Below are 20,043 nucleotides of genomic sequence, written 5' to 3' on the forward strand. Positions count from 1 at the left end.
GATCTGTCCCGGTTTCCCGCCCCGATTCGCCACCCTAGCCAGTCACCCACCCGCCCGCGCCCCGAGCAGCCCCGCGCAGCCCCGGGCAGCCTCGCGCGGCCCCGAGCAGCCCCGCGCGGCCGGGAGCGCCCGCAGCGGCCCCGGGCAGCACGACGGCCCGCCGGTGCAGCCACCGGCGGGCCGTCGCGGCCCGGTCACGGGCGGAAACCCGCCGTCAGCCGGCGACCTCCGGCAGCGCCCCGGTGAACGGCGCCCGCGCACCCGCCGTGCCCAGGCCGGTCGGCCCGGACGGCACGAGCCCCGGCCGCGGGGCCTCCTCCGCCGCGCCCGCGGCCGCACCCACCGGGGCCGCCGCCGCCCCGACCCGCGCCGCCGACGTCCCCAGCCCGGTCGGGCCCCAGGACGCCGCCCCGGCCGGCGCGATCCCCGCCGGTTCCCGGGCCTCGACGGCCTCGCCCGCCGCCCGCTCCACCGACGCCGCCGCAACGCCGCCCGCCACCGGAACGTTCTGCACCGGAACACTCTCCATCGGAACACTCTCCTTCGAAACAGTCCCTGCCGAATTCGGCACGGCGCCCACCGAGAACTCCTCGAACCCGAAGTGCCGCTTCAGGTCCTCCTCGGTGTACCGCTTGCAGTCCCGGTGCCAGCGCAGGATCCCGGCGAGCCAGTTCTCCAGCTCCTTCACGTAGCCGTCCAGCACCGCCCGGCCCTCCGCGTCCAGGCCGAAGTCCTCGTAGAGCACCGGAAACTCGTTCCGCGCCACGTGCCGGAACTGGCTCAGCCGCGAGCGCATCAGGTCGTCGACGATGCGGACCGCCGCCGGGTAGTCGCAGTTGAAGAAGTTCTGCACCACCAGCACCGCGTTGTGCACCTCGCCCTCGTACTCGATCTCCTTCTGGTACGAGAACAGGTCGTTCATCATGCACGCGTAGTCGGCGGCCGCGTTCTCCAGCGAGCGCATCGGCCCGCTCTCGTGGATCCCCTCGGGGACGGCCCGGCCGTGGGACAGCCGGCAGAGGCTCATGGTGAGGTCGGAGCCGAAGGTCTGCCGGCGCATCTCGATGTAGTCGACGGGGTCGGGGATCCGGTGCTGCGCCTGGTTCTGGAGCTCCCACACCCAGCTCTGCAGCATGGCCTCGACGGCGGTGCGGAACTTCTGCCGGGCCTCGACGGTCATCGGCCCGGCGGTCCGCTCCCAGAGGTCCGCCAGGCCGCGCTCCAGCGCGTTCTCCGGCTCCGGCGTCGCGCCGCCGCCGTCGACCGGCATGAACTCCGACATCCGCGCGGTCAGTCGCTTGGCGCCGGCCAGGTCCCTGGTCCGCCCGAACACCGCCGGGAAGTAGTCGTCCGCGTACGTGCCCCAGGTCAACCAGTCCGACGTGAGGTCGAGTTGCTCGGCGTCGGCGTCCGGGTGGATGCCGGCCGCGCAGAGCGGCAGGTCGTAATCGTAGGCCTTCTCGGCGGTCCAGACGTGCGAGCCGGGCACCCCCGGCTGCGCCTCCAGGATGCCCATCCGCTCGGCCCACTCGACCGTGTTGCGCCGCGCGGCGTCCAGGTGCGGGCTCGGCTCGACGCCGAACGGGAGCGCGAACTCCGGTAGCAGGGACGGCCCGACGTGCTGGTGCGGCACGTGGCTGTGCGAGCGCGCCCGCCGCACCCCGGGGGAGGTGCCGCCCGGCGAGCCGGGAGTCCCCGTCGCCGCGTCGATCCCGGCCGCACGGCTCAGCGAGCCCAACTCGCCCATGCCACCGGGCAGACCGCGACCGGGGCCGGCCCGGAGCACGTCCAGCGCGGACGTCCCGACGCCGCCGATCGCGTACGCGTCCCACCACTTGGCCTCGGCGGGTTCGGCCGAACCCGCCGCCGCGCCACCGTCGTTCATGTAACGACTGGACCGCAGGTGCCACTCGTGGCCGCCCGACTGCCAGTCCTGCAGGCCCTTCACGTACCCGAGGACCTTGGCGCAGCCCTCCGGGTCGAGCCCGGACTCGGCGAACAGCGGCGGGAGTTCGGTGAACACGGTGTTCTCGAACTGCTGCAGCCGCGAGGTGAGCAGGTCGTTGACGGCCTCCGCGGCCTCCTGGGTCGTGCAGCCGAGGAAGGTCTCCAGCACGAGGACGCCGTTGCTCAGCTCGCCCTCGTCCTCGACCTCCCGCTGGTAGGAGAAGAGGTCGTTGCGCAGGTGGACGCCGTCCGCGAAGGCGTCCATCAGCACCCGCAGCGGGCGCGAGCCCGAAACCTCCTTCGGCACCTCGGCGTTGGCCGCGTACTCGATCAGCCCGGCGGACCACGGCGCACCGCCGACCTTGCGGCGCATCTCGATGTACTCGACCGGGTTGGCGATCCGGCCCGCGTTGATGTTGGCGAGCTCCCAGAGCGACTCGTTCAGCAGGTTCCGGGTGCTCTCGGCGAACCGGATCCGCCAGTCCTCGCCCATCGACGGGACGGTCCGCCGCCAGAGGTCGGCCAGGCCCGCCTCGACCGCGTTGGTGGGCTCGGGCACCGGGGTGGACGGGTCGGCCGGCATGAACAGCGGCAACCGGTCCAGGTAGGCCTTGCCGCCCTCCCGGTCGTTGGCGCGCTTGTAGACCTCCAGGAAGTGGTCGTCGAAGAAGAACACCCAGACGTACCAGTCGGTGACCAGCGACAGCGCCTCGGCGGACGCGTCGGGGTGGGTGTAGGCACACAGCAGGCCGTAGTCGTGGGCCTCCAGATCGGCGGTGTCCCAGATGCCCGAGCCCTCCAGCATCCCCATCTCCCGCGCCCACCCGGTGGAGTGGGTGCGGGCCTCCTCCAGATGGGGGTTGAGACGTGCCGGGTGCGGCACGTAGAAGGACGGCAGTTCGAACGGCTGGGTCACCGGGCGAGCCTTTCTGGACGCGTCGAGGAAGCCGACCGGCACAACGGGACAGGCGTCGGTCCCGCACGGCCCGCCACCCGGTCGGCTCAGCATTACCCCTCGCCGGCGGCCCTCACCGGGGAACAGGAACAGTCATATGAAACAAGCCCATTGATTCGAATGCCCGACCGAGGAAACGATCCGCACTGGATCACCTGTACGCACGGCCGTCCCGCCGCGCCCCGAGGCCCGAGCCCCGAGCCTCGGACGCCGAACGCCGAACGCCGGAGGGGGCGGGCGCGTGAACCGCGCCCGCCCCCTCCTTCCGCGCCTGCCGCTCAGGCGTACAGCACCAGCGAGGCCGCGGCCGGCGCCAGGTAGATCAGCGGGAACGGGAGGTGCGCGTACGAGCGTGCCCGGGCGACGGTCACCGCGGCACCCGCGAAGTACAGCACCAGCCCGACGGCCGCCAGCACCCCGATCACCGGCACGAACAGCCCCACCAGCAGCCCGAGCGCCCCGGCGGCCTTGGCGGCGCCCAGCCAGTTCCACCACGACCGCGGCACCCCGTACTCGGCCAGCGGCTGCACGACGTACGCGGCCCGGGCGAAGACCGACCCGCCCGAGAAGCCCGCCATGACGGCGGCCAGGACGGTGACGACGATGTGGGCGACGGACATGGGATTCTCCTCAACCGGGGGTCTCTCGCGCTCTTCCACCCCTCTGACCCGCCGCACCGCCCACGTGTGACAGACCCGCCGGAAAAACTTTCCGAGGCGTTCCGGCGCCCGGTCACCGGCGCCCCCGGCCGGCCCTCCGCACCGCCACACCCAGCCCGGCGGCGGCGCGCAGAACCCGGCCGGCAACAACTATGCCGACGAACCAACCAGTCACCCCAAGGAGCGACATCCCCCTGGGCGTGTTGCCCGCCTCCCCTCCTCGCCCGTCCACCAGACTGGGCGGCGACCCGAGTCTCCAGCTCAGAGGAGGGCTTGCCCATGAACGTCACCGTCCGGCTCGCGCAGCAGCCTGAGGCCGACGAACTGCTCGGGCGCAGCGCGCTCGCCGCGCTCGTCGGGATGTTGCTCGACCAGCAGGTGCCCATGGAGTGGGCGTTCGCCGGACCGCTGACCATCGCGCAGCGGCTCGGGCGGAACGACCTCGACGCGCACGAGATCGCCACGTACAACCCCGAGGCCTTCGTCGCCCTGCTCTCCGAGAAGCCGGCCGTGCACCGCTACCCGGCCGCCATGGCGAAGCGGGTGCAGCAGCTCTGCCAGTTCCTGGTGGCCCAGTACGACGGCGACGCGGCCGGCCTCTGGCGGAACGTCAGCACCGGCAAGGAGCTGCTCAGCCGGCTCAACGCCCTTCCCGGGTTCGGGAAGCAGAAGTCGCAGATCTTCCTCGCCCTGCTCGGCAAGCAGTACGGCGTCCAGCCCGAGGGCTGGCGCGAGGCGGCGGGCGGCTACGGCGAGGAGGGCGTGTACCGCTCGGTCGCGGACATCACCGGCCCGGAGTCCCTCGACAAGGTGCGCGCCCACAAACAGGAGGTGAAGCGCGCCGCGAAGGAGGCCAAGGCGAAGGCCTGACCGCCACCACGCCGCCCGCCCGGCACTCCCCGCGAGCGCCGGGCGGTCGCACGCCGGGCCCCGCACACCGGCCCCACCCACGCCGGGCCCCACGCAGAACGGGAGCCGAGGCCCGGCCGCACAGGCGCTACGCCCGCCGCGCCGCGTCTTCGCCCAGGTGCTCTGCGTGGACTGGCTCGCCAAGGAGACCTGCTGCCGCACCGAGCTGCGGGACGTCTGCGTCGGCGCCGTCATCGGCGCGATCCGCCCGCTCCTCGCCACCGACCCCGCCCCCGACTGGCCCCGGTGAGCCGGGCCCGCGGCGCCCCCCGATCCGCGGCACGCGCCCGCGCCCGCGTCCGCGGCCCGAAAACCCGTTGCCCGGCCCCGCCCGTCGCGCGAGGCTCGACCCATGACCGACACCCCCGCCGCCCCCGGCGTGTCCGCGCTCTTCTCCGCCGACGGGCGCCTGCCCACGATCCCCCGCAAGGCGGCCCGCCGCGAGCAGTTGCTGACCCACCTCGCCCGGACCCTCTTCGAGCCGGACCGCTCCTACACCGAGCACGAGGTCAACGACGCGCTGCGGGCGGTGCACGACGACTACCCGGCCCTGCGGCGCTTCCTGGTCGAGGCGGGCCACCTCGCCCGCCCCCAGGACGGCAGCAGCTACCGCCGCGCCGCCGCCTGACGCACCCGGCGGGACGTCACCCCAGCCGCCGGTACGCGTACCGCCCCCGGATCTCCCGGACGAAGTACCGCCCGTGGCTCTCCGCCGCCATCAGCTCCCGGTGCACCCGCCCGGGCACGGCGTCGTACACGTAGACGCCCCCGTGGACGAACTCCAGCTCCAGCAGGAGCAGCGCCGCGTCGTACCCGACCGAGCGCAGCGCCGAGGAGTCCACCGGCGTACGGTTCATGGCCCTTCCAGTGTGCGCACGCGGGCCCCGGCCGCGCATTCCGCGACCGGGGCCCACGACCCGCACACCGTCAGGCCGGCACCGCGTCAGACCAGTACGGGCTCCTGCTCCCGCGCCTCCACGGCCTCCGCGCCCGCGCTGGCGACGACCGCCGCGTCCTTGCGCTTCGGCAGCGCGAACATCAGCAGGAACACCACCGCCAGCACCCCCGTGACCCACCACATCGCGTGCGTGAACGCGTCGCCGAACGCCGTCCCGGCCTCCGCCGGCGTGACCACCTCGGGCATCGCGCCGAAGAACGCCACCGACACCAGGCCCAGCCCCAGCGCCATCCCCACCTGGCCGACCGTGTTGATCAGCCCGGACGCCGAACCGGCGTGCTCCCGCGGCACCTCCGCCAGGATCGCGTCCGTGATCGGCGAGACGATCAGGCCCATGCCCAGGCCCATGATCACCAGCGGCAGCGCCATCTGCCAGGGCGCGATCGCCGTCCCGTACCGGTCGGCCTCCCAGATGTAGGTGAGCACGCCCGCCGCCATCACCAGCGCGCCCGCCTGGAGCACCTTCCGCCCGAACCGCGGCACCAGCTTCTGCACCGAGAGCCCGGCCGCCGTCGAGACCGCGAGCGAGAAGGGGATGCCGGTCGTGCCGGCCTTCAGCGGGCTCCAGCCCAGGCCCAGCTGCATGTAGAGCGTCCAGACCAGGAAGAAGATCCCGGTGACGACGCCGAAGGTGAGTTGCACGCCGATGCCGGCCGCGAAGCTCTTCACCCGGAACAGCGACAGCTCCACCAGCGGCGAGCCGTCCCTGCGCGTCTTGACCCGCTCGTACGCGACGAACAGCGCGAACACCGGCAGGCTCCCGGCCATCGACAGGTAGCCCCAGAGCGGCCAGCCGGCCTCCCGGCCGTGGGTCAGCGGGTAGATCAGCATCAGCAGGCCCGCACTCGCCAGCAGCACGCCCACCAGGTCCAGCTTCAGCGCCCGCTCGGCCTTCGACTCGCCGATGAACGCCCGGCCCAGCAGCAGCCCGGCGACACCCACCGGCAGGTTGATCAGGAAGATCGGCCGCCAGGCCAGGCCGAAGAGGTCCCCCTCGGTCAGCAGCGCGCCGATCATCGGACCGGAGACCGCGCCCAGGCCGACCACCGCGCCGAACAGGCCGAACACCTTGCCGCGCTCCTCCGCCGGGAAGGTCGCGTGGATGATCGACAGCACCTGCGGCACCATCAGCGCCGCCGTCGCCCCCTGCAGCACCCGCGTCGCGACCAGCATCTCGGCGCCGCCCGCCAGCCCGCAGAGCGCGGACGCGACGGTGAACCCGCCGATGCCGAGCAGGAACAGCCGCTTCCGGCCGTAGATGTCGCCCAGCCGGCCACCGGTGATCAGCCCGATCGCGAACGCCAGCGCGTAGCCGCCGGTCACCCACTGGACGGCGCTGAACGAGGCGCCGGTGTCCGCCTGGATGCTCGGGACGGCGATGTTCACGATGGTGACGTCCACCAGGTCCATGAAGGAGGCGGTCATCACGATCGCCAGCGCGATCCACCTCCGCCGGTCCGCCGTCGCGGTGTCCGTCGTCATCTCGTTCTCCTCTACCTCGCTCGTCGGCACGTCTGCGACAGTAGGGGCCATGTAGGTCAGATCCTGTCCGCCTTGTCCGGCATCCTGGACGCCATGACCGACACCCCGGCACGACTGCTGAGCCTGCTGTCCCTGCTCCAGACCCCGCGCGAGTGGCCCGGCAGCGAGCTGGCCGAGCGCCTCCAGGTCAGCCCGCGGACGATCCGCCGCGACATCGACCGGCTGCGCGCGCTCGGCTACCCGGTCGAGGCGACGATGGGCGCCGTCGGCGGCTACCGACTGGTGGCCGGGACGGCGATGCCGCCGCTGCTGCTGGACGACGAGGAGGCGGTGGCCATCGCGGTCGGCCTCCGGGCGGCGGCCGGGCACGCGGTGGTCGGCATCGAGGAGGCCTCCGTCCGCGCCCTCGGCAAGCTGCTGCAGGTCCTGCCCGGCCGGCTGCGCCACCGGGTCGGCGCGCTGAACACGGCGACCGTGCCGCTGCTCACCGGCGACGGGCCGACCGTCGACCCCGAGGACCTCACCGTGCTCGCGGGCACCGTGACCAACCGGGAGCGGCTCCGCTTCGACTACCGGGCCGGGGACGGCGCCGAGACCCGCCGCCTGATCGAGCCCGACCGCCTGGTCTCGGCCGGCCGCCGCTGGTACCTCGTCGGGTACGACCTGGACCGCGACGACTGGCGGCTGTTCCGGGTCGACCGGATCAGCCGGCCGTTCGCCACCGGTGCCCGCTTCACCCCGCGCCCGCTCCCCGCCGAGGACGCCGCCGCGTACGTGGCGAGCAAGCTCCGCCGCCTCACCCCGACGTACACCCTGGTCGCCACCCTGCACACCCCGGCCGCCGAGGTCCGGCGGCGGGTGGGCGGCGACTCCGAGGTCGAGCCGATCGACGAGCGGAGCTGCCGCTTCCGCTCCCGGGCGGACTCCCTGGAGTGGCTGGCCATGCGCCTGCTCATGCTCGGCTGCGAGTTCGAGGTGCACGAGCCGCCGGAGATGCACGCCCACCTGCGCGCCCTCGCCGCCCGCGCCGACCGGGCGGCCGGGGCCGGGGCGGAGCGGCCGTAGGCCCGGCAACCGGGGCGGAGCGGCCGCAGGTCCGGCAACCGGGGCCGTCGCGGCCTCCCCTCGGCACTTCCCGCCGCCACGCCCGGAGGCCCGGCCGACCGCCGGGCCCCCGGATCGCCCGTCCGTCAATCCGGAATCGACGGACGGACGGGCCCGGGCTCAGACCCCGTACTCGGCCGTGATCACCGCGCGGGCCAGGGTGTGGAAGGTGAGGTTGAAGCCGATCTGCGCCGCCGGCGTGTCGGCGGCGACGTCCAGCGCCTCCACGTCCAGCGCGTGCACCGCGAAGACGTACCGGTGCGGGGCGCCGGGCGGCGGGGCGGCGCCGTCGTACTTGTGGCCGGGGAAGTCGTTGGGGCCGTGGAACGAGCGCTCGCCCGGCAGGTCCGCGTCCGACGAACCGGCGCCGCGCACCAGGCCGGTGGTGTCGGCGGGGAGGTTGACCGCGAGCCAGTGCCACCAGCCGGAGCCGGTCGGCGCGTCCGGGTCGAAGCAGGTGACGGCGATCGAGCGGGTGCCCTCCGGCAGGCCGGACCAGGCCAGCTGCGGGGAGAGGTTGCCGCCCGCGTGGATGAACTCGTCGGCCAGCCTGCCGCCGTCGGTGAAGTCCTCGCTGGTCAGCTCGAAGGACGGCACCTGCGGCAGGAACTCGTACGGCAGCGGCGGACGAACGGTCATGAGTGGGTCACCTCTCGACGAACCGGGCAGCCCGGCTCCTGGCTGAATGACACGATTCACTGTAGTGGGGTGCACACCCGATCGGGGCGGTCCTAGAGTCACCGTCATGGCCCTGAACGACCGCAGCGGTTCCGCGTCCGCCCTCGACCCGGCCCGGATGATCGCCGACGCCCGTCGCGCGCTCTTCACCATGGCCGGCGTCATGGCCGTCATCTGGCTGCTGCAGCTGGTGAACTGGCTCGACGACTACGGCCTCAGCCGGGACTACGGGGTGCGGCCGCAGGAGCTCGGCTCCCTGCCGAACATCGTCACCTCGCCGCTGCTGCACTGGAACTGGGCGCACCTGGAGGCCAATTCGGGCCCGCTGTTCGTCTTCGGCTTCCTCGCGGCCTACCGCGGGGTGAAGAAGTTCCTGGGGCTGACCGCGCTGGTCGCGGTGACCAGCGAGCTGACGGCCTGGGTGTTCGACAAGCCGAACTCCGTCGGCGTGGGCGCCAGCGGCGTGGTGTTCGGCTACTTCGGCTACGTGGTGCTGCGCGGGGTCTTCGACCGCAACCTGATCGACACCCTGATCGGCGTCGTCCTGGGCGCCTCCTACGCCTACATGGTCACCGGGGCCCTGCCGGGCGTGGCGCCGGGCATCAGCTGGGCCGCGCACCTGGGCGGCCTGGTCGGCGGCCTGGCGGGCGCCTGGATCTTCCGCGACCGGGGGCCGAGGGCGGCCGCCCCGAAGCCCGCGGCGGCCGGCGGCGGTGCCGTCGGCACCGGCGGCGCCCCCGGCTCCCGGGCCGACCTGCTCAAGGAGCTGGACGACTTCGGCCTCTGACCCGCGCCGGCCGGCGACGCCCGGCGGCCCGGGCACCCGGCCGGCCCAGCGCGGTATAGACCAATTCCACCCGTCCGGCTAGCGTGAGGGGGCACCCGCCCCCCTGATCCGGAGCCGCACCGTGCAGTCGTCCGTCCTCGCCTTCGCCACCGACCTGCTGGACGAGGGCGCCGACACCTTCTTCGGCAACCTCACCGACCGGGCCGGCGTCGGCGGCGTCAGCCTCGCCTCGGTCTACCACGCGGCCCGGGACGTCTTCCCGCACAACCCGCGCCGGGTGGTCCGCCACCTGGAGCCCGGCGCCGCCTACTTCCGGCCCGACCCGGCCCGCTGGGCCGGACGGCGGCTGCGGCCCACCCCCTCCACCGCGATCGGCGACCGCGACCCCTTCGCCGAGGCCGCCACCGAGGCCCGGCGCCGCGGCCTCCGGCTGCACGCCTGGACGGTCTTCTGCCACAACGACCGGCTCGGCTTCGAGCACCCGGACTGCGCGCCCGCCAACGCCTTCGGCGACCGCCACCTCACCGAGCTCTGCCCGGCCGCCCCGGAGGTCCGGGAGTACGCGGTGACGCTGGTCGGCGAGCTGGCCCGGTACGGGGTGGACACCGTCCGCGCCGAGTCGCTGCACTTCCACGGCCTGCGCCACGGCTACCACCACGAGCGGTACTTCGAGGAACTGGGCCCGGTGGCCGAGGCGCTGCTCGGGATCTGCTTCTGCGCGCACTGCCGCGCCGCCGCCACCCGCGCGGGCGTGCCGGCCGACGAGGTCGCCGCGGCCGTCCGCACCGAGCTGCGCCGCCGACTGGCCGACGACGCGGCCGCCGCCGAGCCGGGCGCGCTGGACGAGCTGGCGGGCGGCGCGCTCGCCGCCTACGTGGACGCCTCCGCCGCGACGGTGACCGCGCTGGCCGCCGAGGTGACCGCGGAGGCGCACCGGCACGGCATGCGGCTGAACTTCATGGACGGCGGCGGCCCGGGAAAGGGCTGGCTGGCCGGGATCGACCTGCCCGCGCTCACCGGGGCCGCCCACCGGATCGAGACGCTCGGCTACGCCAGGACGCCGGAGGCGGTCCGGGAGAAGGTCGCCGCCTTCGCCCTGCACGGCGTCCGCCCGCAGGACCTGGCGGTGATCCTGCGCCCGATGGCCTCGGACTGCGACGGTCCGGCCAACCTCGCGGCCAAGGTCACCGCCCTGCGCGACCTGGGCGTGCCGGAGGTCGGGTTCTACCACTACGGCCTGATGCGGCTCTCCTCGCTGGACCGGATCGGCGCCGCCCTGGCGGGCTGACCCGGACGGGCGGGCCCGGCGGACAGACCCGGACGGCCGGTGGCCGAAAATCGCCGTTGGTCTGCACGATTAATCCTGACCATGCCAACATACGGACACGCGTTCCCCCTCGTCGTGGTCATCCGACGAGGGGGAGCCACCAGCTCCGGACCCGGCCGCCGCTACCTGCGCCGCCGGGAGGTCCCGAACAGGCTGCGCGAGATCTCCCGCCCCAGCTGCGTCCCCGCCGAGCGGGCGAACGACTTGAGCGCCGGGTTGCTCAGCAGCTGCCCGAGCAGCCCGCCGCCCTCCTTGTCCCGCTCCTCCTTGTCCCGCTCCTCCCCCGGCGCCCGGCGCGGCTCCCCGCCCGGCTCCGGCCCGCCCGGGGCCGCGGGCACCGGCTCCGCCGGCGGCCGCGCCGCCCGGGCCGCCAGCTTCTCGTACGCCGACTCCCGGTCGACCGCGTCCCGGTAGCGGGCCGTCAGCGGCGAGCCGTCCACCGCCGCCCGCAGCACGGCCGGCTCGACCGGGCCCATCAGCGACTGCGGCGCCCGCAGCCTGGTCGCGGCCACCGGCGTCGGGGCACCTCTTTCGGACAGCACGGTCACGACCGCCTCACCGGTGCCCAGCGAGGTCAGCACCTCGCCCAGGTCGTACACGGACGACTTCGGGAAGGTGGAGACCGTCGCCCTGAGCGCCTTGGCGTCGTCCGGGGTGAAGGCCCGCAGCGCGTGCTGCACCCGGTTGCCCAGCTGCGCCAGCACCTCCGCCGGGACGTCCTTCGGCGTCTGGGTGACGAAGAAGATCCCGACGCCCTTGGAGCGGATCAGCCGGACGGTCTGGGTGATCGCCTCCAGGAAGGCCTTGGACGCGCCCCTGAAGAGCAGGTGCGCCTCGTCGAAGAAGAAGACCAGCTTGGGCTTCTCCACGTCCCCCACCTCGGGCAGCTCCTGGTAGAGGTCGGCGAGCAGCCACATCAGGAAGGTGGAGAAGAGCCGCGGCCGGTCCTGCACCGCGGGCAGCTCCAGCACCGAGACGACGCCCCTGCCGTCCGCCGCGGTCCGCAGCAGCTCGGCGGTGTCGAACTCCGGCTCGCCGAAGAACGCGCCCGCGCCCTCGTTCTCCAGCACGGTGAGCGAGCGCAGGATCACCCCGGCGGTGGCCGCGGACAGTCCGCCGACGCCCTTCAGCTCCTCCTTCCCCTCGGGCGAGGTGAGGAAGGTGATGACGGCGGTGAGGTCCTTGAGGTCGTACAGCTCCAGGCCGTTCCGGTCGGCGTAGTGGAAGACCAGGCCGAGCGAGGACTCCTGGGTCTCGTTCAGGTCCAGCACCTTCGCGAGCAGCAGCGGGCCGAAGCTGGTGACGGTCGCCCGCAGCGGCACGCCGGTGCCCTGGCCGCCGAGCGCGTAGAACTCGGCCGGGCAGCCCCGCGGCGTCCAGACCTGCCCGACCTCGGCGGCCCGGGCCGCCGTCCGCCCGCCCGGCGTGCCGGGTGCGGAGACGCCGGAGACGTCGCCCTTGACGTCGGCCAGGAACACCGGCACGCCCTGCGCGGAGAGCTGTTCGGCGATCAGCTGGAGGGTCTTGGTCTTGCCGGTGCCGGTGGCGCCCGCGACCAGCCCGTGCCGGTTCAGCACCCCGAGCGGGATCCGCACCGGGGCGGCGGGGTGGGCGGTGCCGTCCAGCAGCACCGCGCCGAGGTCGAGGGCGGGCCCGGTGAAGGCGTACCCGTCGGCGATCTCCCGCACGGCGGGCGGGACGACCGCGCCGGGCGGGACGACCGCGCCGGGCGGGACGACCGCGCCGGGCGGGACGGCGGCGGCCGGCGGGACGGCGGCGGTGGACGGCGGCTCGGCGGTGGACATCGGGTCACCTTCCGGATTCCAGAGGAAGAACTGAGGAACGACGTTCACGACATTTCCCATGAAACAGTCGCAATCGCCCACACGCAGCTCACCTCGGAGGGCGTGGCGGCGTCGCGGCTGCTGGGCCATCCGCCGCCCAAACGGTAGGCTTTCCGTGTGATCTTCAAGCGCATCGGCAATGGGCGGCCGTACCCGGATCACGGCCGGACCAGCACCCGCCAGTGGGCGGACGTCGCCCCGCGTCCGGTGCGGCTGGACCAGCTGGTGACCACCAAGGGCCAACTCGACCTGGAGACCCTCCTCGCGGAGGACTCCACCTTCTACGGCGACCTGTTCGCCCACGTCGTGAAGTGGCACGGCGACCTCTACCTGGAGGACGGGCTGCACCGCGCCGTGCGCGCCGCGCTGCAACAGCGCCAGGTGCTGCACGCCCGCGTCCTCGAAATGGAGTGACGGGCCGCTCCGGCGCACCCCGTACCGCCTTCCGGTGACCGGCCGGGAGGCGGTCCGTTCGTATCCGGGTACACCCATTCGGGTACCGGCGTACTCCAGATGATGATCATTTAGTACCTTCGCAGCCGTACCGCACTAGTCTGCTGACTACGGCCGCGACCACGGCGAACCCCGCCCACCCCGGCCGAACCGTCACCCGATCCCCGCCCTGGCACGAGGGGGAGACAAACCGTGAGCATGTTGACTCCCCAAGGCCTGAAGGGGAAGCAGTACCGCATCACCGGCAACAGCTATCCACGGCTGGGTCGGCCGCCCAAGAAGAGCCGCAAGGTGTTCGCCCTGATCGGCTCCCTGCTCGCGCTGGCACTGATCGCCCTCGGCGGCGTCCAGCTCTACGACATCTTCACCGGCAGGGGCAAGGACTCCTCGGCCCAGGCCTGCGCGAGCCCGTCCGGCAAGCCGCTGGCCGCGCCCACCCCCACGCCTGACGCGTCCCCCGGCGCCCCCGCGGGGGACCCGCACGCCATCCCCCAGCCGGCCGCCTTCAAGGTGAACGTCTTCAACGCCACCACCAAGGCCGGGCTGGCCGGGCGGACGGCCGAGGAGTTCACCAAGCGCGGCTTCACCGTGGACAAGAAGGGCAACGCCCCGGCCGAGCTGGACAAGAAGGTGCCCGGCACCGCCGTGGTGATCGCCGGCCCCGCCGGCGCCGGCGCCGCCACCCTGATCAGCTCGCAGATCGCCGGGGCCACCGTCTCCACCGACGCCCGCACCGACAACAGCGTCGACGTCGTCGTCGGCGACAGCTACAACGCCCTGCTGGACGAGACCCAGGCCGCCGCGGCCCTGGCACTGGCCACCAAGCCCTCGCCGACCCCCAGCGCCACCGGCAGCTGCTGAACCCCCCGTCCCCGACGCGAAGAGCCCCCGGCGATCACGCCGGGGGCTCTTCGCACGGAGGAGCGGGAAGTGCGGGGCTCAGCCCGCGGTGCCGTACAGGCGGTCGCCCGCGTCGCCGAGGCCGGGGACGATGTAGCCGTTCTCGTTCAGCCGCTGGTCGACGGCGGCGGTCACGACGGTGACCGGCAGGCCCTCCAGCTCCTTCTCCATCACCGCGACGCCCTCGGGGGCGGCCAGCAGCACCACGGCGGTGACGTCGGTGGCGCCCCGCTCGATCAGCATCCGGATCGCCGCGACCAGCGTGCCGCCGGTGGCCAGCATCGGGTCGAGCACGTACACCTGGCGGCCGGAGAGGTCGTCCGGCATCCGGGTGGCGTAGGTGGAGGCCTCCAGGGTCTCCTCGTTGCGCACCATGCCGAGGAAGCCCACCTCGGCGGTCGGCAGCAGCCGGGTCATCCCGTCCAGCATGCCGAGACCGGCCCGGAGGATCGGCACCACCAGCGGGCGCGGGTAGCTCAGCCGGGTGCCGGTGGTGACCGCCACGGGGGTGGTGATCTCCACCTCCTCGGTGCGGACGTCCCGGGTGGCCTCGTACGCGAGGAGGGTCACCAGCTCGTCGGTCAGGCGACGGAAGGTCGGCGAGTCGGTGCGCTCGTCGCGCAGGGTGGAGAGCTTGTGGGCGACCAGCGGGTGGTCGACGACGTGGATCCGCATGCATCGAGGTTAGCCCGGGCCCGGACGCGCGTACGACACGGCGCGGCCCCGGCCCCCGCCGCGGGATCACTCAGCCGTGACACGCCGTGACGCACCGCGAATGTCAGGACGGAACGGCCTCCTGTGGTATCAATCGGGCCGATCTGGGAAAGTCACGTCCTATGACGAGCAACCCGAGGACCGGGGACGGCTCGACGGACGGGCTCACGGGCCCGTCGGGCGGGCGCTCGGACCGACCCCCGGACCAGCCGGAGACCGAGGCGGAACGTCGCAAGCGACGGGCCGTCTTCCTGCGCGAGCTCGCCGAGGCGCGCGAACTGCGGGAGCGGGTCCAGCCCCGCCGGACGAAGGAGCGCCGCATGCGCGAGGCGATGCGGATGCGAACCTTCCGGATCTGACCGGCCCGCCGGACGTTCGCCGGCCCCCGGCCAGTCCTTCCGACACGACCTGCAAAGACGCGCTGCCGAACACCCCCCGCAAAGGCGGGCTTTCTGTCACGATTCCGATGGGACGGTCCGAACAGCGGACCGCCTCTGGCGCGGGGGCGGCCAGGTTCCGCGTTGCCCGAGCGCGCCGACAGCCGAGACGAGATCTTGGGAGTGTCCCTGGTGGCGTACTTCGCTGCAGTGCTTGCTCGCACCGAGGACGGGTGGGATGTGAGCGAGACGGAGCTCGACAACGTCGAAACCCTGGCCGACCTGGCCGACCTGGCCCGCGAGGCGGCCCAGGACGACGACAGCGTCCTGGTCTTCATCGAACAGGAGGACGCCTGGTTCGCCATCGTCCGGGTCGACGGCGAGGAGGATCCGCGGATCTTCGTGTCGGACGGCGCCGCCGCCGCCCGCAGCTCGTACGGCTCCGTCCTCACCGACGAGCTGGTCGACCAGGCCGGCGAGAGCGAGTTCGGCGACCTCGACGACCTGGTCGCCGAGCTGGAGGACGAGGAGGCGGCGCAGGAGCAGGAGGACGAGGACGACACCGGCGCCCGCGGCGGCGTCCCGGTCGGCCCGCTCGGCGACTCCCACCTGCTCGGCGAGTTCGGGCTGCCCTCCGAGGAGCTGCTCGCCCTCAGCGGCGAGGGCGCGGTGCCGGGCGACGCCCTGGAGGAGATCGCCGAGGCCCTCGGCTGCGGCGAGGTCCTGGAGGCCGTCCGGTAGCGGCCGGTGCCCGCCACCGGATGCCGGACACTGGATGCCATGCAGTCCGCGTCCGCCCGCCAGGCAGTCCCTCCGGCGGCCACCCGGGTTCCCCCGGTGGCCCCGCTCCCCGCTCCCGTCCGCCCCGACCCGGTCCGTGACCGCTGGGCGGCGCCGATGCGCCTCGCCATCGCCGAGGCCGCGCTGGCGCCGGCCGGCGGGGACGTCCCGGTCGGGGCGCTCGTCCTGGGCCCGGACGGCGAGGTGATCGGACGCGGCCACAACGAGCGCGAGGCGGTCGGCGACCCGACCGCCCACGCCGAGGTGGTCGCGATCCGCGAGGCCGCGGCGAAGCTCGGGGAGTGGCGGCTCAGCGGCTGCACCCTGGTCGTCACCCTGGAGCCCTGCACCATGTGCGCGGGCGCCATCGTCCTCTCCCGGATCGACCGGGTGGTCTACGGCGCCCTCGACGAGAAGGCCGGCGCCGCCGGCTCGCTCTTCGACGTGATGCGCGACCGGCGGCTCAACCACCGCCCCGAGGTGATCTGGGGCGTCCTCGCCGACGAGTGCGGCGAGCAGCTCCGCGCCTTCTTCGACACCCACCGCTGAACCCCGCGCGGCACCCCCTCCCGATACGGATTTCGTGACCGCGCCACCCGTCCGGTAGAGTTCCCCTCGGTAGCGTGTCCGAGCGGCCAAAGGAGCACGCCTCGAAAGCGTGTGTGGGGGCAACTCCACCGTGGGTTCGAATCCCACCGCTACCGCCAGCAACACGAGGGCCCCGACTGGAGACAGCCGGGGCCCTCGTCGTTTCCGCGCACCCTCATCCGCGGAAAGGGGCTCCGCGCCGGGGCCGATGACCACCAACGCCCTTCTGGTGCGGAGCCTGGTCCGGGGGGAGCGGTTCGGGGGGAACAACCGCTCCCCCGGGCGGAGTCCCACAACCGGGGCCGCGTCGGGGGAAACCGCGGCACCGGTCCCACAGCGGGGAGCTCCGGATCCACGCACCGGGATTCCTGCCAAACCCTCGGTACGTCATCCATCCTGCTCGACCGCGCGCGTCCGGGCACCCGGAGAAAGGCCCCACTCGCGGGGACCTTCGTCCCGCCGGGCGAACGCGTCGCACACTTGATAGCCCGTCCGGTGGATAAGCTGCCCAATGCAGAGGGCCGCTCGGGGACCGATGGCGGCGGCCCACAGCAGGGAGGAAGGTCACCGGATGGCGCAGGCGAAGAAGATCGGCATGGTCCTCCTGCTCGTCTTCGTGCTCTACACGATCATCACCTCGCCGGCCCGCGCCGCCGAACTCGTCCAGCTCGGCTTCGAGGGCATCTCGACCGCCGCCAAGGCGATCGGCACCTTCATGACCGGGCTGGTGAAGTAGCCCGACCGGCACCGGCTACGGTGGGCCCGTCCCTCAACCCCCCGTCCGCGAGGAGCGGCATCGTGATCCGGCACCTGGTCCTGTTCAAGCTCAACGAAGGCGTCACCAAGGACGACGAGCGCGCGCTCGCCGGCGCCAAGGCCTTCGAGGCGCTCGGCCCGGAGATCCCCGAGCTGCGCGAGTGGGAGTGCGGCTGGAACACCACCGAGCGCGACATCGCGTACGACTACGCCATCAACAGCCTGGTCGACGACCGCGAGGCGCTGCAGTCCTACCTCACCCACCCGGCCCACCAGGCCGCGGCCGGCCAGTGGCGCGAGTTCGCCACCTGGGTGATCGCCGACATCGAGGTCTGATCCCGGGGCATCCCCCGGACGGACCCCGGCGCCCCGCCCGAGACCCGGGCGGGGCGCCTTGCTCTGTCCCGGAACGGTCCTCCGGGCACCCGGCCGGAAGGGCCGGCGGACGGCCGGCGCCGCACCAACACACCTCCGCTCGGTGCTTGCCCGACCTGCGCCCGCCTTGTGATGCTATGACCGGTTTTGCCGGACATGGCGAGGTGGTGAACCGAGACGCGGCACCCGACCCGCAAGTCCCACCGTTGTCGACTTTGGGAGGGGTGACGTGTCCGTGCGGACACCAGGGAGCGCGCCGGGCACCGATACCGGACCGGCCGCCGCAGAGACCGGCCCGGCGGACGCACCGCCACCCGCGGCCGCCCCCGCCCCACCGACCCAGGCCGCCACACCCCCCGAAGAGGTGCTGGCCGCCATCATCAGCCCGGCCGGCGAACTGCGCCCGGACGGCCTGCGCGGCCCGGGCGGCCGCCCCGCCGTGGACGTCCGGACGCTGACCCGGGTGCTGTTCGAGCGGCTCGCCGAGCTTGCCCCGGACGCCCCCGAGCGGGAGCGGGTCCGGGCCGCCCTGATCGAGGTCAACATCCCGCTGGTCCGCTACGCCGCCACCCGTTTCCGCAGCCGCAGCGAGCCGATGGAGGACGTGGTCCAGGTCGGCACGATCGGCCTGATCAACGCGATCGACCGGTTCGACCCGAGCCGCGGCGTCCAGTTCCCGACCTACGCGCTGCCCACCATCCTCGGGGAGATCAAGCGGTACTTCCGGGACAACGTCCGCACCATGCACGTCCCGCGCCGCCTCCAGGAGCTCTGGGTGCAGGTCAGCGGCGCGATGGAGGAGCTGACGGTGACCCACGGCCGGGCCCCCAAGGTGCCCGAGATCGCCGCCAGCCTGCGCATCCCCGAGGAGGACGTCCGGGCCTGCCTGGACGCCGGGCGGGCGTACAACGCGGCCTCGCTGGAGGCCGCGCAGGAGCACGAGGGCGGGCTCGCCCTGCTGGACCGGCTCGGTTACGAGGACTCGGCGCTGGCCGAGGTCGAGCACCGGGACATGGTCCGCCACCTGCTGGTGCAGCTGCCCGAGCGGGAGCGGCGGATCGTCATGCTGCGGTTCTTCGCCAACCTGACGCAGTCCCAGATCAGCACCGAGCTGGGGATGTCCCAGATGCACGTCTCCCGGCTGCTCTCCCGCATCCTGACCAGGCTCAGGACCGGGAACTCCTGGGAGGACTGACCGGCACCGACGGCACCACCGGGATCGCTGGGTGTTACTGCCGCGTGACATCTTGCGACGTTCGGGTTTGCCGTGGATCGTGAGCCGGTATGGAGGGGGAGGGCGCCGCACGGGAACGTCGCCGGGGCGGCCCGTCGAAGCGTCAGTCACAAGGGGGTGGGTGCATGTCCGGAGAGCTGGGCACTGCGGAGATCCACGGTGGTCAGGCCCGTGGCACAACGGTCGCCGTCGACCGGATCCCGCTCCAGCGGGGCGGGGCCGCCGCGCCGCCCGCCCCGGAGGCCCCGCCCGGCACCGGCCTGGACACCCGGACGCTCTCCCGCTCGCTCTTCCTGCGGCTGGCAGCCCTGGAGCCCGGCAGCGCGGAGCACACGTACGTGCGCGACACCCTGATCGAGCTCAACCTGCCGCTGGTCCGGTACGCCTCGGCCCGGTTCCGCAGCCGCAACGAGCCGATGGAGGACATCGTCCAGGTCGGCACGATCGGCCTGATCAAGGCGATCGACCGGTTCGACCCGGAGCGCGGGGTGGAGTTCCCCACCTTCGCGATGCCGACCGTGGTCGGCGAGATCAAGCGCTTCTTCCGGGACACCAGCTGGTCGGTCCGGGTGCCCCGGCGGCTGCAGGAGCTGCGCCTGGCGCTCACCAAGGCCGGCGACGAGCTGGCCCAGCGGCTGGACCGCTCCCCCACCGTGGCCGAGCTGGCCTCCTGCCTGGGCGTCAGCGAGGAGGACGTGGTCGAGGGCCTGGCGGTGGGCAACGCCTACACCGCCAGCTCGCTGGACTCCAGCCCCGGCGAGGAGGACGGTGACGGCCCGCTGGCCGAGCGGCTCGGCTACGAGGACCTCGCGCTGGAGGGCGTCGAGTACCGCGAGTCGCTGAAGCCGCTGCTGGCCAAGCTGCCGCCGCGGGAACGCCGGATCATCATGCTGCGGTTCTTCGGCAACCTCACCCAGTCGCAGATCGGCGAGGAGATCGGCATCTCCCAGATGCACGTCTCCCGGCTGCTGACCAAGACCCTCACGCAGCTGCGCGAGGGCCTGATCAGCTAGGTGTTCTGACCCGTGAGGTTGGGGACGCGGCTGGCGGGTGGTTTGCCTGCGAGTGCGGTGTGTCCGCGGTGGTGATTGTAGGTGTGGAGCCAGTCGGGGTAGGCGTCGCGGCGTTCCTGTTCGGTGCGGTAGGGCCTGGCGTAGGCCCACTCGTCGAGCAGGGTGCGGTTGAAGCGTTCGACCTTGCCGTTGGTTTGCGGCCG

The 20,043-nt window shown here is 73.3% G+C and carries 22 protein-coding genes, 1 tRNA gene and 1 pseudogene; 16 read left to right on the plus strand and 8 right to left on the minus strand.

All coding sequences use genetic code 11. From position 1 onward, the window contains the following. Window positions 1-214: 214 nt before the first annotated feature. Entirely contained in the window at window positions 215-2,863 is a 2,649-nt protein-coding gene (locus tag ACFVHB_RS29450) for a germacradienol/geosmin synthase (RefSeq protein WP_380328273.1), read from the minus strand. 317 nt (window positions 2,864-3,180) lie between these two features. Next, a complete protein-coding gene (locus ACFVHB_RS29455; RefSeq protein ID WP_380328274.1) occupies window positions 3,181-3,522 on the minus strand; it encodes a DoxX family protein in 342 nt (113 codons plus the stop codon). 318 nt (window positions 3,523-3,840) lie between these two features. On the opposite strand from ACFVHB_RS29455, the gene ACFVHB_RS29460 reads away from it, so the two are divergent. From ACFVHB_RS29460 to ACFVHB_RS29470, 3 genes and pseudogenes are all read left to right on the plus strand, one after another. Further along, entirely contained in the window at window positions 3,841-4,431 is a 591-nt protein-coding gene (locus tag ACFVHB_RS29460; RefSeq protein WP_380328276.1) for an HhH-GPD-type base excision DNA repair protein, read from the plus strand. Between the two features lie 145 nt (window positions 4,432-4,576). Continuing rightward, window positions 4,577-4,720, plus strand: a pseudogene (locus ACFVHB_RS29465) (TetR/AcrR family transcriptional regulator); the annotation flags it as partial. A gap of 102 nt (window positions 4,721-4,822) precedes the next feature. Further along, window positions 4,823-5,098, plus strand: a complete 276-nt coding sequence (locus ACFVHB_RS29470; RefSeq protein ID WP_380328278.1) for a DUF2087 domain-containing protein — start codon at window positions 4,823-4,825, stop codon at window positions 5,096-5,098. 16 nt (window positions 5,099-5,114) lie between these two features. Here the strand turns inward: ACFVHB_RS29470 and ACFVHB_RS29475 are convergent, their stop codons facing one another. Both ACFVHB_RS29475 and ACFVHB_RS29480 read right to left on the minus strand, forming a co-directional pair. Continuing rightward, window positions 5,115-5,327, minus strand: a complete 213-nt coding sequence (locus tag ACFVHB_RS29475; RefSeq protein WP_380328279.1) for a KTSC domain-containing protein — start codon at window positions 5,325-5,327, stop codon at window positions 5,115-5,117. Window positions 5,328-5,413: 86 nt separating this feature from the next. Then, window positions 5,414-6,910, minus strand: coding sequence for an MFS transporter (locus ACFVHB_RS29480; RefSeq protein WP_380328281.1), 1,497 nt, complete (start codon window positions 6,908-6,910; stop codon window positions 5,414-5,416). Window positions 6,911-7,003: 93 nt separating this feature from the next. On the opposite strand from ACFVHB_RS29480, the gene ACFVHB_RS29485 reads away from it, so the two are divergent. Further along, window positions 7,004-7,975: a helix-turn-helix transcriptional regulator gene (locus ACFVHB_RS29485; RefSeq protein ID WP_380328283.1), complete on the plus strand. Its 972-nt coding sequence runs from the start codon at window positions 7,004-7,006 to the stop codon at window positions 7,973-7,975. Window positions 7,976-8,134: 159 nt separating this feature from the next. Here ACFVHB_RS29485 and ACFVHB_RS29490 read toward each other — a convergent pair whose 3' ends face one another. Further along, window positions 8,135-8,653, minus strand: coding sequence for a YbhB/YbcL family Raf kinase inhibitor-like protein (locus tag ACFVHB_RS29490; protein WP_380328285.1), 519 nt, complete (start codon window positions 8,651-8,653; stop codon window positions 8,135-8,137). Between the two features lie 106 nt (window positions 8,654-8,759). On the opposite strand from ACFVHB_RS29490, the gene ACFVHB_RS29495 reads away from it, so the two are divergent. Continuing rightward, window positions 8,760-9,479 carry a rhomboid family intramembrane serine protease gene (locus ACFVHB_RS29495; protein ID WP_380328287.1) on the plus strand — a complete coding sequence of 240 codons (720 nt, stop codon included), beginning with the start codon at window positions 8,760-8,762 and terminating at the stop codon, window positions 9,477-9,479. Between the two features lie 121 nt (window positions 9,480-9,600). Then, on the plus strand, window positions 9,601-10,767 hold the full coding sequence (locus ACFVHB_RS29500) for a hypothetical protein (RefSeq protein WP_380328289.1): 1,167 nt from the start codon (window positions 9,601-9,603) through the stop codon (window positions 10,765-10,767). 161 nt (window positions 10,768-10,928) lie between these two features. Here the strand turns inward: ACFVHB_RS29500 and ACFVHB_RS29505 are convergent, their stop codons facing one another. After that, on the minus strand, window positions 10,929-12,611 hold the full coding sequence (locus tag ACFVHB_RS29505) for a helicase HerA-like domain-containing protein (RefSeq protein ID WP_380328291.1): 1,683 nt from the start codon (window positions 12,609-12,611) through the stop codon (window positions 10,929-10,931). 156 nt (window positions 12,612-12,767) lie between these two features. Here ACFVHB_RS29505 and ACFVHB_RS29510 point away from each other — a divergent pair, with 156 nt between their 5' ends. Then, entirely contained in the window at window positions 12,768-13,064 is a 297-nt protein-coding gene (locus ACFVHB_RS29510; protein WP_030061387.1) for a type II toxin-antitoxin system VapB family antitoxin, read from the plus strand. A gap of 237 nt (window positions 13,065-13,301) precedes the next feature. Further along, the gene (locus ACFVHB_RS29515; RefSeq protein WP_380328309.1) at window positions 13,302-13,964 is read left to right on the plus strand and encodes a LytR C-terminal domain-containing protein; all 663 of its coding nucleotides are present in this window, start codon (window positions 13,302-13,304) and stop codon (window positions 13,962-13,964) included. 78 nt (window positions 13,965-14,042) lie between these two features. Here the strand turns inward: ACFVHB_RS29515 and upp are convergent, their stop codons facing one another. Further along, on the minus strand, window positions 14,043-14,678 hold the full coding sequence (gene upp / locus ACFVHB_RS29520) for a uracil phosphoribosyltransferase (protein ID WP_380328293.1): 636 nt from the start codon (window positions 14,676-14,678) through the stop codon (window positions 14,043-14,045). Between the two features lie 161 nt (window positions 14,679-14,839). Here upp and ACFVHB_RS29525 point away from each other — a divergent pair, with 161 nt between their 5' ends. The 8 genes from ACFVHB_RS29525 to ACFVHB_RS29560 all read left to right on the plus strand — a co-directional run bounded on the left by ACFVHB_RS29525 (window position 14,840) and on the right by ACFVHB_RS29560 (window position 19,840). Beyond that, the gene (locus ACFVHB_RS29525) at window positions 14,840-15,076 is read left to right on the plus strand and encodes a hypothetical protein (protein WP_380328295.1); all 237 of its coding nucleotides are present in this window, start codon (window positions 14,840-14,842) and stop codon (window positions 15,074-15,076) included. A gap of 210 nt (window positions 15,077-15,286) precedes the next feature. Then, the gene (locus ACFVHB_RS29530; protein ID WP_380328297.1) at window positions 15,287-15,835 is read left to right on the plus strand and encodes a tRNA adenosine deaminase-associated protein; all 549 of its coding nucleotides are present in this window, start codon (window positions 15,287-15,289) and stop codon (window positions 15,833-15,835) included. A 39-nt stretch (window positions 15,836-15,874) separates the two neighbouring features. Further along, a complete protein-coding gene (tadA, locus tag ACFVHB_RS29535) occupies window positions 15,875-16,423 on the plus strand; it encodes a tRNA adenosine(34) deaminase TadA (RefSeq protein WP_380328299.1) in 549 nt (182 codons plus the stop codon). Window positions 16,424-16,491: 68 nt separating this feature from the next. After that, window positions 16,492-16,581: transfer RNA gene (locus ACFVHB_RS29540), tRNA-Ser, on the plus strand. A 452-nt stretch (window positions 16,582-17,033) separates the two neighbouring features. Further along, window positions 17,034-17,198 (plus strand): hypothetical protein, encoded by a 165-nt coding sequence (locus tag ACFVHB_RS29545; RefSeq protein WP_360181291.1) that lies wholly within the window; start codon window positions 17,034-17,036, stop codon window positions 17,196-17,198. A gap of 62 nt (window positions 17,199-17,260) precedes the next feature. After that, a complete protein-coding gene (locus tag ACFVHB_RS29550) occupies window positions 17,261-17,554 on the plus strand; it encodes a Dabb family protein (RefSeq protein ID WP_360181288.1) in 294 nt (97 codons plus the stop codon). Between the two features lie 403 nt (window positions 17,555-17,957). Beyond that, window positions 17,958-18,788 (plus strand): RNA polymerase sigma factor SigF, encoded by an 831-nt coding sequence (locus tag ACFVHB_RS29555; RefSeq protein WP_380328301.1) that lies wholly within the window; start codon window positions 17,958-17,960, stop codon window positions 18,786-18,788. A 164-nt stretch (window positions 18,789-18,952) separates the two neighbouring features. After that, the gene (locus ACFVHB_RS29560) at window positions 18,953-19,840 is read left to right on the plus strand and encodes an RNA polymerase sigma factor SigF (RefSeq protein WP_380328303.1); all 888 of its coding nucleotides are present in this window, start codon (window positions 18,953-18,955) and stop codon (window positions 19,838-19,840) included. Here ACFVHB_RS29560 and ACFVHB_RS29565 read toward each other — a convergent pair. Beyond that, window positions 19,837-20,043, minus strand: a 207-nt coding sequence (locus ACFVHB_RS29565; RefSeq protein ID WP_380328305.1) for an integrase core domain-containing protein, incomplete at its 5' end; no start/stop codon positions are given. The two genes, ACFVHB_RS29560 and ACFVHB_RS29565, sit on opposite strands and share 4 nt — an antisense overlap.

This window comes from Kitasatospora sp. NPDC127111, assembly GCF_042677465.1.
In the GTDB taxonomy this organism is placed as follows: domain Bacteria; phylum Actinomycetota; class Actinomycetes; order Streptomycetales; family Streptomycetaceae; genus Kitasatospora.